Raw genomic sequence first — 14,148 nt, forward strand, 5'->3', positions numbered from 1 at the left:
TTAGCGACTTGCTAAATTCTCTGACGCTTTGAGGATAGAGTTCTCTATGGTGTGATTCAAATGCCAGTTGAGGGAATGAATATATCAATATTGGTATAACGAGAAGGGTATGAGAGAGTGCTTTGCAGAAGATGGTCTAAACCTCCCAAAGAGCAGGAGGCTTAGGTCAGATACCTAGGTTAGATAGCACCGCTTTGCTTAATCAGTGCTTGTGATGGTGGTGTTCATGATGGTGATGTTCCAAGTCTTCTTCGTAAAAATCCGGTTCTCCAGGATATTGAAGACCGATGTCTTGACGGACTTCGTCAAGGGTAGCGATCAGTTCTAGGGTGTCTTCCCAACGATGGTTTGGGCTTTCTAGTAACTCTTCCATCAAACAACGGTTAACTTCATCCACTTCGAATTGATAGCCGCGCCCAGGAAAATCAAATTCCACAGCGCGTTCTTGTCCTTCGTGATTGATCAAACGACAGGATTTTGCCATATACCAAGGGGAATCAATCTCGATGTAGCCTTTAGCCCCCGATAGGACCGCTCGGTTGGGGTTGCAAGAGATTAATGACGCTTCCAAGGAGGCCAGTTGTCCGCTGTTCCAACCTAAGAGCAATTGCTCAAAAACGTCCACATTGGTATCCCCAATAACGGCTTGGTTTTGGATAAAGTCGGGTTTACCACACAGTAGTTGCGCTAAGAAGACAGGGTAGATACCAATGTCGAGCAAAGCGCCGCCGCCCATTTCTAGGTTCATTAAGCGATGCTCTGGATCGGTTGGTGCTAGAAAGTTGAAATTGGCTTGAACACTGTGAAGCGTACCAATTTCCCCTTCTTCGACCCATTCAATCACTTGCTCTATAACGGGGTTAAAGCGTGTCCACATGGCTTCCATGACAAAGACTTCTTTTTCCGCTGCCAATTCAAAGAGCTCTCGAGATTGTGCTTCGTTGATGGTGAAAGGTTTTTCACACAAAACGGATTTGCCCGCCAAAATACAGGCTTTGGTTAGGTCAAAGTGAGACATGTGTGGCGTGGCGATGTAAATCACGTCGACTTCATTGCTGTGGATTAAGGAGAAGTAATCGACAAAGGCCAGTTCAATGTCGAATTCGGCAGCAAAGTCATCGGCTAAGGTTTTTTCCCTAGAGGCAACGGCACGCAATTCACCGGATTTTGCATGGCAAAAGTCGCTTGCAAATAGGCGGGCTATATTGCCTGTTCCAATGATTCCCCAGCGTATCTGATTCATGGGTATCTCCTTAATGTGAATGTCTGGTGAGCAGAGCCGTTTATGTTAAAAGCGGCTAGTCTGACGCTAATCGTCATTATAGTCCACTGCCATTTTCAAGGTGTTCTACTCGTTCCATTAAGCTTAAGACTTGTTCTTCTAAGTCAGCAATACGTTTGATAAGTGAGGGATCTTGATCGCTTTGCTGGTGGTTGTGAGTCTCACCAAAGGTGGCGGCCACGGCCCTGTCTTGTTCATTATGCTCAGTGCAGAAGCATTCCCGATAACGTGACTCTCTTTTTCCAGGTTCCCTGGCCAGTTGTTCAACGTAAGGACCGCCCGTTTTTTCGTGAAGACTTTGTAAGGCGCTTTCCACTTCGTCACGGCTTTGAAAGCCGTATAAGCGGCCACTGCGTGAGCGTAACTCCCCCGGAGTTTGTGCGCCACGTACAAACAATAAGCAGATAATCGCGGTTTCCGCAGGCGAAAGTTGTAAGTCTGAAAATTCGGTATTACAAAAGCGATGTTGATATTTGCTGACACGGCTGTGGGAGGTCGATATTTCAGTTACTAAGCCGCGATCCACCAATGCATCCAGAGCGTCTTGCACGTCTAATTCGCTGTACTGGGTGACAGGCTCACGGTTGGATTTTTGATTGCATGCGTTGATCAGGGCATTCAGGCTTAATGGGTATTGGTCTGGTGTGGTGATTTCTTTTTCGATCAAACACCCAATAATACGCATTTCGATTTGGTTTATAGCGTGATAACTCATAGTGCTCCTTATACTATTTATCCCATTTTATTGGGGTCTAGTTGTTGGATGTGGTATGGCCTGTTGCGACTGAAGAGGCATCAAAGGGCATAACAATAAGGCTGATAAAAGAAGGCGGGGGAGAATAAGAGGGGCTGGGTAGGCCGATGCTCAGTTGCCCATCGCCGTCCTGAGCGCGTGGTGTATTGCTTTGGAAACATCTGTCCCAAATGCTTAAGCAAAAGCCAAAATTGCTATGGGCTTCTTGTGGACGTCGCGAATGATGGATGCGGTGCATGTCAGGTGTGACGATGAGTGCGCGTACCCAAGGCTCAAGCCTGTTGGGTAATCGGATATTGGTGTGGTTAAACATGGCAAAACCATTAAGCAAAATATCAAATACTAAAACGGCAGCGAGGGGCACGCCTAATAGCCAAATTGCACAGGCTTTGATCATCAACGACAGGATAATTTCAACTGGATGGAAGCGAACGGCGGAGCTGACATCCAGTTCTGGGTCGCTGTGATGGACTTTGTGAATACGCCACAACCAAGGAATACGATGAAATAGTCTGTGCTGCCAGTAAATAAGGGCGTCTAGAAACACTAAGCTGAGAATAAAGATGAACCAATAGGGTAGATTAAGACTATGCAGGAGTCCGTTATGGGTATTGAGTAGTGCGATAAGGGAAAGTAACAGTGGCTGCAGGAGGCGCACACACAGAGCATTGGTTAGCATTAAGGCAGCGTTGTGTCGCCAACGCGGTAGCGATAGGCGCAATGGTTTGCGCGGGCGTTGCCATTGCCAAACCAGCAATACACTAAGCAGCGCCAAGAAAATACCTATGCGTACGGTAAAATCGATCATCAAGCGTGTCGCCTTTAATGCGGACCTTTCTTTTTCGTTATCTTGTTTTATCAGTGATTTCTATCTTAAACGTACCGATCAGCAATGACACGCTTTAATTGCGTTTTGGTTGATTGGTATCGAAAGGGCAGCGGTTAATATGACGATTACGCTGTAGTAGGTCAATATTATAGGTAACAGGTCAATGTAAATGATGCGCCTGTCGCTCACGATTGCGTTTTACCGCGCTGGCTTTGATTTGGCTGAGTAGCTCAGTAAAGACATTGACATTGATCTCATTAAGGCGATGAAAGCGTAGGCAATTTTCGCCAAACTGAGCATGATTCAGACGCTGGGCAAAGGAATAAAACAGGCTGGTATCTGAAAAATAAATACACAGGTGATCCTGGCGGGCCGCCACACCAAAAAGCCAGTCCGATTCTTGTTGGAAATAAGGGATACCAAGGTCAAAAGAGAGCTCGGCATCCGGCGCTATTAGAGTCATTATATCAATGATTTCATGCAAATCATCACGCATTGCTGAGGCGGCATGCTGAATATAATAATCGATAAAATTACTTGCAGGTGACGTCATCGCAATAACCTCTTTTAATAGAGTTTATTTTTGCCTAACAACCTCTTTTAATAGAGTTTATTTTTGCCTAACAACCTGTTTTTAAAGAATAATTTTATAAATCTCTATTCTTTTTTAAGGCGACTTCAAGGCGCTCAATTGCTTGTTCAAGTTGACGCATGGGACACCCAAAGTTTAATCGAATAAAGGCAGAATTACCAAATTCTTTACCATCCGAGACACCAACACCTGCCTCAAGAAAAAAATGATGAGGATTATCAACATCTAAGGCCGAAACATCGATCCAAGCGAGGTAGGTTGCCTCAAGTTTTTGCATCGAAAACGGCGTTTTTTCTAGCCATTGTTGCAAAAAATTACGGTTCTTGGTGAGGTAGTTCAACAATGCTTGGTGCCATTGTTGGCCTTCTTGGTAAGCGGCCGTGGCCGCAACTAAACCAAGCATATTGGGGTAAGGAATTAAGCCGCTTTTGGCGTCGTTAAATGTCTGTCTTAGTTTCGCGTTTTCTATAATGGCAAAAGCATAGCCTAATCCTGCGATATTGAAGGTTTTACTGGGGGCCATTAACGTGATGGTTCGCTTAGCCGCGTCGTCGTTTAGACTGGCAAAAGGGATATGCTGCAGGCCATCAAAAATCAGGTCACAGTGAATTTCATCACTGACAACAAGTAAATTATATTTTTCCGCGAGTGTATGGATTTGCGTTAATTCTTCTCTTGTATAGACGGTGCCGCCAGGATTGTGAGGGTTGCATAGGAGAATCATTTTAGCGTTAGCTTGCGCGCAGGCCTTTTCTAATTGAGTGAAATCCGGCACCCAACGGTCTTGTTGGATGGTCATGTCGACGGTTATTAGCTGGCGCTTTGCGAGCTGTGGGGCTCGGTTCAGGTGATAATACACTGGGCCTGGTACGACGATACCATCGCCTTCGTTAGAAAACGCCCTGACTGCCAAGTGCAAGGCACAAACCAACCCGGGCAGATGAGAGAGAGCTGCAGGAGAGATGGACCAATGATATCGATGAACTAGATGGTTTAGGATGGCATTGTTTAGGGATTTGGAAGCGTGAGTGTAACCAAAAACCCCCTGATTAATACGGTTATTTAGGGCGGTTTTGATGCATTCTGGTGAGTCAAAGTCCATGTCTGCGACCCACATTGGGATGACATGCTCAGGGTATTTTGCCCACTTATCACTTTGTGTTTGGGTGCGATCTATGAGGGTGTCGAAATCAAAATGTGGCTTTTTCATACAAATTTTCCTTGTTAAATTATTTGAACTCTATTAAAAATTATATTGTCAACACGTATTTTGTAGATTTTTCAATGCTTTATGTCACATTTTTGTTGAATTTTTAAACACATAATGAGTGTTTTTTAGTTTTATTTCCTTATTTTTTATCCTTAAGCGTCCATTGTATGCCAAAAAAAAGATGTAAAAAATTTAAAATGTAGTTTTTATTATAAAAATCAAATGGTTATGTTTGTTAGTGTACTAATATTTAGATTTGTCAAGGGTTGACCCTTATTATATAAAGAGCCTAGTATGTTTTCATTAAACGACCGTTTAATAAAAAAGGATGCATTATGCCAAAAGTTGGAATGCAAAAAATTCGTAAACCTCAACTCATTCAGGCGGCGATTGAAGCCATCAATGAATACGGTTTTTCTGGTGCAACGGTCAGTATTATCGGTAAAAACGCCGGTGTTTCTCCTGCCATTATTAATCATTATTTTGGTGGAAAAAATGGTCTATTCGAAGAAACCATGAAAAGTTTGATTCGTGAGTTTTTTGATATTTTGAGAGAGCAAGTGCAACAGGCACACAATGCCAGCGCAAAAGAAAGGGTAATGGCCATCGTTCGAGCCAGCTTTAGTCAATCTCAAACCAACCCTGAAGTGGTTAAAGCTTGGATGGGGTTTTGGGCTTCGGCCATGCATACACCGTCATTATACCGGTTGCAAAATGTTTATAGCCGTCGTTTGCATACTTCATTGGTAGTGGTGTTGCGAGATCACTTTGATATTAACGAGGCGCGTAACATTGCGCAGACGGTTGCCGCTTTGATTGACGGCATGTGGCTACGAGGGTCTTTGTCTGGCGGTATTGATAAAGCGCGGTCTGCGAAACAAATTCAAACTTATTTAGATTTTGTTTTTAAACAAGTTTTCTAGGTCGAGGGTTGGTCTAGAAAGGTGTAGCAAGAGGTTTCTTCTTGCATTGCAACCTAGGGTAAGCGTTGGTGCTTATTGCTTCATGATGAGTTTTTAAAAAAGAGGATAAGTTATGTTAAAGAAGGCTACTAAAACCGCATTGATGGTTGGTATTGCCAGTATTTCTGGCTTAACGATGGCAGCAGATAACAGTTGCTCGACAGTGCGATTTTCGAATGTGGGTTGGACTGATATTTCTGCAACAACTGGATTAACAACTCAAGTGCTTCACGGCTTAGGCTACAAAACGACAATAGATCTTTTGTCCGTTCCGGTGACTTTCTCGTCATTAAAAAATAAAAATATTGATGTTTTCCTAGGGAATTGGATGCCAACCATGAAAGGCATTATTGAGCCCTATGAAAAATCTGGTGCGGTACAAGTTATCGGCCCTAACCTTGTGGGGGCGAAATATACATTGGCTGTCAATAGAGAGGCTTATGATGGTGGTGTGCACAGTTTTGCAGACATTGCCAAATACCGTAAAGAATTTAACGGCCGCATTTATGGTATTGAGCCGGGTAATGATGGGAACCGTTTGATTTCCAAAATGATCAATGAAAATGCCTTTGGTCTGGGTAAATTCCAACTAGTGTCATCCAGTGAAGCGGGGATGTTGTCTCAAGTAAAACGTGATGTCCGTCGTCATAAGTGGATTGTTTTCTTGGGTTGGGAGCCGCACCCAATGAATACTGAATTCAAAATGAATTATCTAAAAGGAGGCGATGCTTTCTTTGGTCCAGATTATGGTGGTGCAAAAGTGTATACGAATGTGCGCAAAGGCTACCTTCAAGAATGTCCTAATGTTGGCAAGCTTCTCACCAATCTTAAGTTCTCACTGCCAATGGAAAACCAAGTTATGGGTTACATCATGAATGATGGTCAGCAACCCTCTGCAGCCGCTAAAAAGTGGCTGAAAGCAAATCCCGAAGTACTGACTAGCTGGCTGGCTGGTGTCAAAACTAAGTCTGGCGGTAACGGTCTTGCAGCTGTGAAAAAATATCTTGGTGTGAACTAGTTTCCTTATGCATCTGAAGTAATACATAAGGTTATTAGTGAAAGGTATGTATTGACGGTTCGCCATGAACCGTCAATAAAAAAATATTAATTCGGGAGAAAACTATGAATTGGCTAACGGACCATAAAATTCCTCTTGGCGCATGGATGGAAACATTTGTTAATTGGCTAGTAAATAATGCCTCCGGTTTTTTTGACATGATTTCTAATGTATTAGGAACCATGATTACATCTATGGTTGACGCTCTGATGTGGATTCCTCCGCTGGCCGTGGTGGCGATTGTTGTCGTGGGTGTTTGGTTTTTACATAAGAACATTGGTTTGATGGTGTTTATCGCCGCTTCCATGTTGCTCATTATGAATTTAGGTTACTGGCAGGATACGGTTGAAACCTTGGTGATGGTGATATCGGCGACGGCATTTAGTGTCCTAATTGGCGTACCTATCGGTATTGCCGCTGCCCATAGACCTTGGTTATATACAATATTACGACCCATTTTAGATTTGATGCAAACCATTCCGACGTTTGTGTATTTGATTCCTACCTTGATTTTATTTGGACTGGGCTATGTGCCTGGTTTGATTTCTACGATTATTTTTGCCATTGCCGCACCGATTCGCTTGACCTATTTAGGGGTGAGTAAAGTGCCTAATGAATTGTTGGAAGCGGGGCTCGCTTTTGGTTGTACGAAATCAAAGCTACTGTACAAAGTGGAGTTGCCAGCCGCAATGCCAAGCATTATGGCGGGAGTCACCCAATGTATTATGTTGTCTCTGTCTATGGTTGTGGTCGCGGCATTGGTGGGAGCCAATGGTTTGGGACGCCCAGTGGTTCAAGCATTGAATACGATTAATATCTCGCAAGGTTTTGAGGCGGGTGTATCCATCGTTTTGGTGGCGATCATGTTGGATCGTATTTGTAAAACACCATCAATGACTCGTGAGGGATAATCATGGCTGTTGTTAAAATTGAAAATATAGACATTGTGTTTGGTAAAAACCTGGCTAAGACGTTACCGCTCATGGATAAAGGTCATGGCCGCGATGAGATTATCGGCATAACGGGGGATGTGGTTGGTGTACGAGATGCCAATATTGAAGTAAATGAAGGCGAAATTTGCGTCTTGATGGGCTTGTCCGGTTCTGGTAAATCGACTTTGCTGCGCGCTGTGAATGGACTCAATAAAGTTGCCCGTGGTCGCTGCCTCGTTCGTGACGGGGACAAAATGGTCGATATGGCTTCTTGTGATGATACAACCTTGCGCCGTATGCGAACTCATCGCGTGTCAATGGTCTTTCAGAGCTTTGCTTTGATGCCTTGGCTAACGGTATTAGAAAATGTGGCGTTTGGTTTAGAAATGCAAGGTATGCCAAAAAACAAACGCTTAGAGAGAGCGAAAGAGCAGTTAAAAATGGTGGGGCTTGATAAGTGGGCTTCTAAATATCCAGATGAGTTGTCTGGTGGGATGCGTCAACGGGTAGGCTTGGCCCGCGCTTTTGCGATGGACACCGATGTGTTGTTGATGGATGAGCCTTTTTCAGCATTGGATCCACTGATTCGTTCTCAGTTGCAGGATGAGTTGATTGAGTTGCAAAAGCGTCTGAAGAAAACCATCATTTTTGTGAGCCACGACCTAGATGAAGCACTGAAAATTGGTTCCAAAATTGCCATTATGGAATCGGCTCGTATTGTTCAACAAAATACCCCAGAACAAATTGTCCTTAACCCGGCGACTGAGTACGTTGAGCGATTTGTTGCTCATACAAACCCATTGCATGTGTTGTGTGGCAATTCATTGATGACGCCAATCGCAGAGCTACCAATAAAGGATGATCGTTATTCTTTAACGGAAAATCTTTGGATGACATTGAAAGAGGGTGAATTTGTTAATGTGCAATCGGCGCAGGGGGAGAGTGTTGCAACTGCCCAATGGGAAGAAGGAATGGGCATTGAGGATCTTCAAGAAGGGGTTATCGTTCGTGTGCCAGAAACCATTAAAATGCGTGATGCGGTGGAAATTCGCTATCAATCGAAACGACCACTTTTACTAGAAAACGCAGGACAATGTGTCGGTTTATTAACCGATCATAATTTCTATCATGCTTTGCTGGGTAAACATTTTAGTCGTGATGGTGTGTAACTGCGAGAAGTCGTTAGATGAGACCTTTGCTCGCGATGTCGAGTAAAGGTCTTTAATCGATCAGTGTTTATGGTATGAGGTTAGTCACTTAGGTCCGCTAGCTCGTCGAGTGTGAGGGGTTTGATTGGCATACGAATGTGGTAGTAGCCGACTTGCTCTTCTTCTACTTGGAGGGTCTGTGCAATGAGGTTACTGACTGTTAGACCGCATAAGCGACCTTGACAAGGTCCCATTCCCGCTCGGCAAAATGCTTTTGCTTGGTTGGGCCCCGTGCAACCTTGTTTGGCTATCCGCCTAATTTCCCCAGCACTGACTTCCTCACAACGACATACTATGACATTATCTGGCGGTGTTAGAAAGGTTTGAGCAGGTTGATAGAGTTTATCTAAAAAAGGCCTTATGGCTTGGTGTTTATTGAGGGCATTTTTTGCTTCGTTAATCTCGCCTTTTAAGTCTTGGTCATGGATGTTATTTATTTGCTGGTGTATTGTTAATGCACTCAATTTTCCTTGCCATTTGGCGGCTATCGCGCCTGCAATACCTCTGCCGTCACCAGCGATAAAGATGTCCTTTCTAGAGCTTTCTCCAAAGTCGTTAACAACAGGTTTCCAGCACATTTGCAAGTGGTCCCATTTGTGCTCAAGGTCTAGTGCTCGGCTTAACTGTACATTGGGAACAACACCTTGATGAACCAGCAGAGTTTGGCAGTCAATCTTTATGCTGGTGTTTTTGGTTGTTGCAATAACTTGAGCTAATTGTCCGGTATCGCCTTCCAAGGCTGTCAGTTCGTTTACTTGTTTGATGATGCGTATATTGGATTTTTTAAGTTTCCAAAGTAACCCTGTGCCTTTTAACAACAGGGGAAGGTTTTTTAATGCATCAGGGAAGTAGGGAAAGGCTTGCCATAGTTGCCCTTTTCGAGTCGTGTCTAAAATGGCGGAGATGGGGATACCTGCTTGCATAAGCTGCACCGCAACCAATAACATAAGAGGGCCACTGCCAGCTAGAACCAAGGGGGTTTTAGGAGTGATGCCAGTTGTTTTTAACAGTATTTGTGCAGCGCCACAGGTCATTACACCAGGCAATGTCCAGCCAGCAAAAGGTACAGGACGTTCTAGAGCACCAGTAGCTATGAGAATTTTCTTAGCGCTAAGAAGCTGGCTTTTGCCGTTGCAGCTAAACGCAATTTGATTTTTTTCGTCGATCGACCACACCATGCTACTGGAAAAATAGTTTACTTGGCTTGCCTCAAATGGCTGGAGTAACGTTCTTCCAACGTAATAGTCTTTTCCTAGTATTTTGGAGTCACTTAGAGGGGCATCTTTGATACCACGATAGATCTGTCCTCCGGGGGATGCTTGTTCGTCTAGTATGGCAACGGATAGGCCTTTGGAGGCCGCAGTGATGGCGGCACTCATTCCAGCAGGGCCAGCCCCGATAATGATGAGGTCATAGTTTTTTTGCTTCATATCGTTTGCTTTCATGTTGTTTGGTGTGATGTATTGTTCTTCTATACAAATTAGCTTGGGTTCAGATCATGATGAATGAGTCTGGCGCCATTTTGGGTGCGTATGTCCATATTAGCTTCCACCTTAGTCATGCACGCTTGGATATTTTCTTTGCCATTGATTTGTACTAAGCAATCAAAGCACACGCCCATCATGCAATAGGGTGCGCGTTTTTTTCCGCTGATAGGGGTTCTGCGATTCATCTCTATACCGGACAATAAAATAGCAGCTGCGACACTGTCATTGGGTTGAACCATAATTGTTTGCCCATTGATAGTGACTGGAATAGGTGAAGATTCACGGATGGCTTGTCTATTAAAGTGTGAATCGGTTGGCATTAAACACCTCCCAAGCAGGATCAAAGTCATTATTAGCAATCCAGTCAGCCAGTGGTCCTTGGTGGAAAGCGCCCAAGGTGACGCCACTGTGACAAGTCACAAGGTACGCTCCTGGATTGGATAGAGACTGTTGGTAAATAGGATAGCCATCTGGTGTCATTACGCGTAAAGCTCCCCATGCTCTGACAAGACGGAGATCTTTGAGAATGGGAAACATCTTGCGGGCGCGTGAAGCAATCAGGGCCATCGTTTCGAGTGTTGTGCCTTGATTAAGCCCAACGTCTTCTTTGGAATCGCCAATTTGCACTGTACCTTCTCCCGTTTGGCGAACATGGCCTGTTGGATAATGGAGAAAGTTCCGAACTCGCTCACTGACCAGTACTTGTCCTCTGTTAGGCTGAACGGGTGCGTTTAGGCCTACCATAGGGGCTAATCTTTGATTACCCAAACCAGCGGCTAATATGACTTTTCCACAGTGAAAAACAGTATTATTTTGCGTGGTAATGGTGAAGTCTTTGTCTTGTTGTTTGAGACTGATAACTTGGCCTTGGTGAACCAATTTTCCACCGTGTTTTAGAAAAAGTTCTGTCATGGCTCGCAGGTAAAGCAATGGATTTAAATGCCCGTCTTCTGGACACCAAGTGGCTCCTGTTACCTCTGGGCCAGCTTCTGGAAAAAACTCTCTAACTTGTGCTAAATCTAGGGTAGAAAATGGGTAATCATTTTTCGCCGCTTGCTGTATTTTTGTAAGCATTGCTTGACGTGCTTGCAGTTCATCTTCGCTCAAGCATAAATACAATCCACCTTTTTGTTCTAGCTGAATGTCGATGCCTGTTTCTGCGTTTAGGTGATCAGCAAATGGTTTCCATAATTTGGCGGATTGGCGAGTAATGGTTGCATATTGAGGTAGAGTATCTCCTTTCCCTTGAACCCACACTAAACCAAAATTACCACGAGAGGCTCGAAGTCCATTGTCGTTTTCATCAAGCAAGGTAACATTGTGTCCGTTACGTAATAGGCCTAGTGAGATGGCTAAACCCACAATACCACCGCCGATTACGCAGGTATCTGAGCTTTTTTGATTCTCAGAAATATACATGATTTGAATTGTCCTTATATTATAGGTGGTTCGAAAAATATCGAACCACCATGTTAAATGGTGCTAAATCAATGAGTACCGATGGCTTTATCTAAAACACCATCTGCCCATTTCGCCCCCATATCTTTAATCACCACGGGCCATACTTTTTGACGAACAATTTTTGAGGTCTCTTCAATTTGCTGATCTGTAACGGGTAAAATAGTGGCTCCCGCTTTTACCAACAGTTGTTCGTTACGCTTCTGATCTGCTTCCGCAGATTCCCAACGAGCACTCTCAAACTTTGCTGCTGCTGTCATAAGCGCATTTTGTTCTTGCTTATTCAGGTCATCAAAGGTCTCTTGGTTGATAATGAGGTACCACATTTCAAAATGCGTATTGAGTGGAAGGTAGTATTTGGTGACGTCTCTAAAAGAGGCGTAATATCCTTCCGCTCCTGATCCCATTACACCGTCTACAACACCTGTTTGTACTGCTGTAAAGGCTTCTGAAAAGGGGAGAGGAGAACCAATATAGCCGATATCGTCAGCGGTAAGCTGGAAAGCTTTGACTGGTGGAACACGTAATTTAATCCCTTTTTTAACATTAGGATCTGCCGCGTTAGCGACATATTTATTAAGTGAGATGCCTCCAAAGTAAACAGGCCATCCCGCTAGAACTTTAATACCCTGTTTGGCATACAGCTGGCTGACTGTGTTACGAAGGGGGGAATTTGGGGCAAAGACCTTTTTAGCCTCTGCCCAGTTATTGACAAGGTAAGGTAGATACACTATCTGAAAGCGCTTATCTACAGAAGATGAAGGGGGTTGAACTGCCATATCGACAGCACCAAGTCCCACCCGTTGTTGCACTAATGTGTAATCCCCCAGAGCACTGGCAGGGTAAACCTGAATTTTGATCTTGTTGTTTGTGGCTTTGGCGACATCATCAGCAAAGTGTCTGACGTCTACATCTATTGTGGCGCCTTCGGGACGAACGTGGGAAAGCTTTAATGTTGTTGCATACAAGGGTGCAGCAGCAAAAAGACAAACCGATGTTATAAGTGTCCATTTTTTAAGTTTCTTGATAGTCATTTGTTTTCTCCAGTTGTGATTATGAGTTGTTATTCATGCTTTTTTTAATAACCAAATGCTTTGGGGATGTACTCTGATAGGCTAGGCCAGGCGGATACTAGGATCACCACTGGAATGTAACCAAACAGTAAAAGTATCATGGAGGGTTTAACCACCTCAGTGAACTTCACTTTACCTATGCGAGCCCCCAAATATAGAATGCTTGCATAAGGCGGCGTCACACCTCCCATAGCCGTATTAACGCCTATGATGGCTGCAAATTGGATTGGGCTAATATGTAATGCTGTCATTAAAGGCAGGAGCAGTGGGGCGGTTAAAATGATGGCAGTAATATCGTTTACTATCATTCCTATGACAAATAGGAACAAATTGACGAGTATCAACAGGATAATTTTGTTTTCAGTTATATGAAAAATTCCATTAACAATTGCTTGGGGGATATTTTCCATAACAAAGATTTGGCTGAGCATAAGACTGAAAAGAATCATGATCAAAATACTGCCAACTGCTGTCGCAGACTCTTTACCTGCCTCAAAGAAACTTTTTAGAGTTAGTCCTTTGTATATGAAAAAGCCAACGGGAAGAGCGTAAATAACGGCAATAGCGGCTGCTTCGGTTGGTGTCATGATGCCACCATAAATGCCTCCTAAAATGATAAGTGGCATAAGCAGGGCTGGGCCAGCGTGAATAGTTCGCTTGGTAGCCAATTTGACCAGTTCAGAAGTATCGAGTGATTCATCTAATACTAAAGGAAACTTACGCACCATCACTAAATTCACAATCGCAAAGCCTAGCATGATGAGCAGTCCAGGTCCTAAGGTGGCAAGAAAGCTCGCTAGAATAGAAGTATCTGTGACCCACCCATACACTATCATGGTGACACTTGGGGGGATGAGTAGGCCAAGAACAGAAGAATTAGCAATCAAGGCGGTAGCGTAGGCTCTCGGGTAGCCTTTTTTTTCCATTTCTGGAATCAATAGAGGGCCGATAGCGGCGATACCCGTGAGACCACTTCCAGATATAGCGCCAATAATCGCACAACATACTGTGGCAACCACTCCTAATCCGCCACGTATTCTGCCGACAAAGACATTTACAAAATTCAATAAACTTCCAGCAATGCCGCTTACGCTCATAATGGTTCCGGCAAAAACAAACAGAGGAATGGCCAACAATACGGGGTTAGTTAGCTGACTAAAGCCCCAGAGCATCATACCGCGCATTGTGGATTCGCCTAGTAGGGTCATGACCATTAAGGCTGCACCAAAGCAGTAAGGAAGAGGTACGCCAAGTGATAAAAATAGCACCAATACTACAAAGGCCAATATGGCTATTTCGATCAT

The 14,148-nt window shown here is 43.9% G+C and carries 14 protein-coding genes; 4 read left to right on the forward strand and 10 right to left on the reverse strand.

Annotation, left to right across the window (positions count from 1 at the left end; genetic code table 11):
• Positions 1–202: 202 nt before the first annotated feature.
• The 5 genes from JHD45_RS00635 to JHD45_RS00655 form a co-directional block, all read right to left on the reverse strand.
• A complete protein-coding gene (locus tag JHD45_RS00635; RefSeq protein ID WP_199473981.1) occupies positions 203–1,243 on the reverse strand; it encodes a Gfo/Idh/MocA family protein in 1,041 nt (346 codons plus the stop codon).
• Positions 1,244–1,319: 76 nt separating this feature from the next.
• Positions 1,320–1,997 carry a YceH family protein gene (locus tag JHD45_RS00640; protein ID WP_199473983.1) on the reverse strand — a complete coding sequence of 226 codons (678 nt, stop codon included), beginning with the start codon at positions 1,995–1,997 and terminating at the stop codon, positions 1,320–1,322.
• A 37-nt stretch (positions 1,998–2,034) separates the two neighbouring features.
• Positions 2,035–2,844: a sterol desaturase family protein gene (locus JHD45_RS00645; RefSeq protein WP_199473985.1), complete on the reverse strand. Its 810-nt coding sequence runs from the start codon at positions 2,842–2,844 to the stop codon at positions 2,035–2,037.
• 181 nt (positions 2,845–3,025) lie between these two features.
• On the reverse strand, positions 3,026–3,418 hold the full coding sequence (locus JHD45_RS00650; RefSeq protein ID WP_199473987.1) for a DUF1801 domain-containing protein: 393 nt from the start codon (positions 3,416–3,418) through the stop codon (positions 3,026–3,028).
• Between the two features lie 94 nt (positions 3,419–3,512).
• Complete coding sequence (locus tag JHD45_RS00655) at positions 3,513–4,667, reverse strand: MalY/PatB family protein (RefSeq protein ID WP_199473995.1); 1,155 nt, start codon at positions 4,665–4,667, stop codon at positions 3,513–3,515.
• A gap of 335 nt (positions 4,668–5,002) precedes the next feature.
• Between JHD45_RS00655 and betI the strand changes: the two genes are divergently transcribed.
• From betI to choV, 4 genes are all read left to right on the forward strand, one after another.
• On the forward strand, positions 5,003–5,590 hold the full coding sequence (gene betI / locus JHD45_RS00660) for a transcriptional regulator BetI (protein WP_199473997.1): 588 nt from the start codon (positions 5,003–5,005) through the stop codon (positions 5,588–5,590).
• Between the two features lie 112 nt (positions 5,591–5,702).
• Positions 5,703–6,647, forward strand: a complete 945-nt coding sequence (locus tag JHD45_RS00665) for a choline ABC transporter substrate-binding protein (protein WP_199473999.1) — start codon at positions 5,703–5,705, stop codon at positions 6,645–6,647.
• Between the two features lie 104 nt (positions 6,648–6,751).
• Positions 6,752–7,597 (forward strand): choline ABC transporter permease subunit, encoded by an 846-nt coding sequence (gene choW / locus JHD45_RS00670; RefSeq protein WP_199474001.1) that lies wholly within the window; start codon positions 6,752–6,754, stop codon positions 7,595–7,597.
• Between the two features lie 2 nt (positions 7,598–7,599).
• A complete protein-coding gene (gene choV / locus JHD45_RS00675; protein ID WP_199474003.1) occupies positions 7,600–8,787 on the forward strand; it encodes a choline ABC transporter ATP-binding protein in 1,188 nt (395 codons plus the stop codon).
• Positions 8,788–8,867: 80 nt separating this feature from the next.
• Here the strand turns inward: choV and JHD45_RS00680 are convergent, their stop codons facing one another.
• The 5 genes from JHD45_RS00680 to JHD45_RS00700 form a co-directional block, all read right to left on the reverse strand.
• Positions 8,868–10,256, reverse strand: a complete 1,389-nt coding sequence (locus tag JHD45_RS00680; RefSeq protein ID WP_199474005.1) for an NAD(P)/FAD-dependent oxidoreductase — start codon at positions 10,254–10,256, stop codon at positions 8,868–8,870.
• A gap of 50 nt (positions 10,257–10,306) precedes the next feature.
• The gene (locus JHD45_RS00685) at positions 10,307–10,633 is read right to left on the reverse strand and encodes a (2Fe-2S)-binding protein (protein ID WP_199474006.1); all 327 of its coding nucleotides are present in this window, start codon (positions 10,631–10,633) and stop codon (positions 10,307–10,309) included.
• Positions 10,611–11,732: an NAD(P)/FAD-dependent oxidoreductase gene (locus JHD45_RS00690; protein ID WP_199474008.1), complete on the reverse strand. Its 1,122-nt coding sequence runs from the start codon at positions 11,730–11,732 to the stop codon at positions 10,611–10,613. The genes JHD45_RS00685 and JHD45_RS00690 overlap by 23 nt, the downstream gene beginning before the upstream one ends.
• Before the next feature lie 68 nt (positions 11,733–11,800).
• On the reverse strand, positions 11,801–12,805 hold the full coding sequence (gene dctP, locus JHD45_RS00695) for a TRAP transporter substrate-binding protein DctP (protein ID WP_199474010.1): 1,005 nt from the start codon (positions 12,803–12,805) through the stop codon (positions 11,801–11,803).
• A gap of 44 nt (positions 12,806–12,849) precedes the next feature.
• The gene (locus JHD45_RS00700; RefSeq protein ID WP_199474012.1) at positions 12,850–14,148 is read right to left on the reverse strand and encodes a TRAP transporter large permease; all 1,299 of its coding nucleotides are present in this window, start codon (positions 14,146–14,148) and stop codon (positions 12,850–12,852) included.

Origin of the sequence: Marinomonas spartinae, assembly GCF_016461715.1 — a bacterium.
GTDB lineage: Bacteria > Pseudomonadota > Gammaproteobacteria > Pseudomonadales > Marinomonadaceae > Marinomonas > Marinomonas spartinae_A.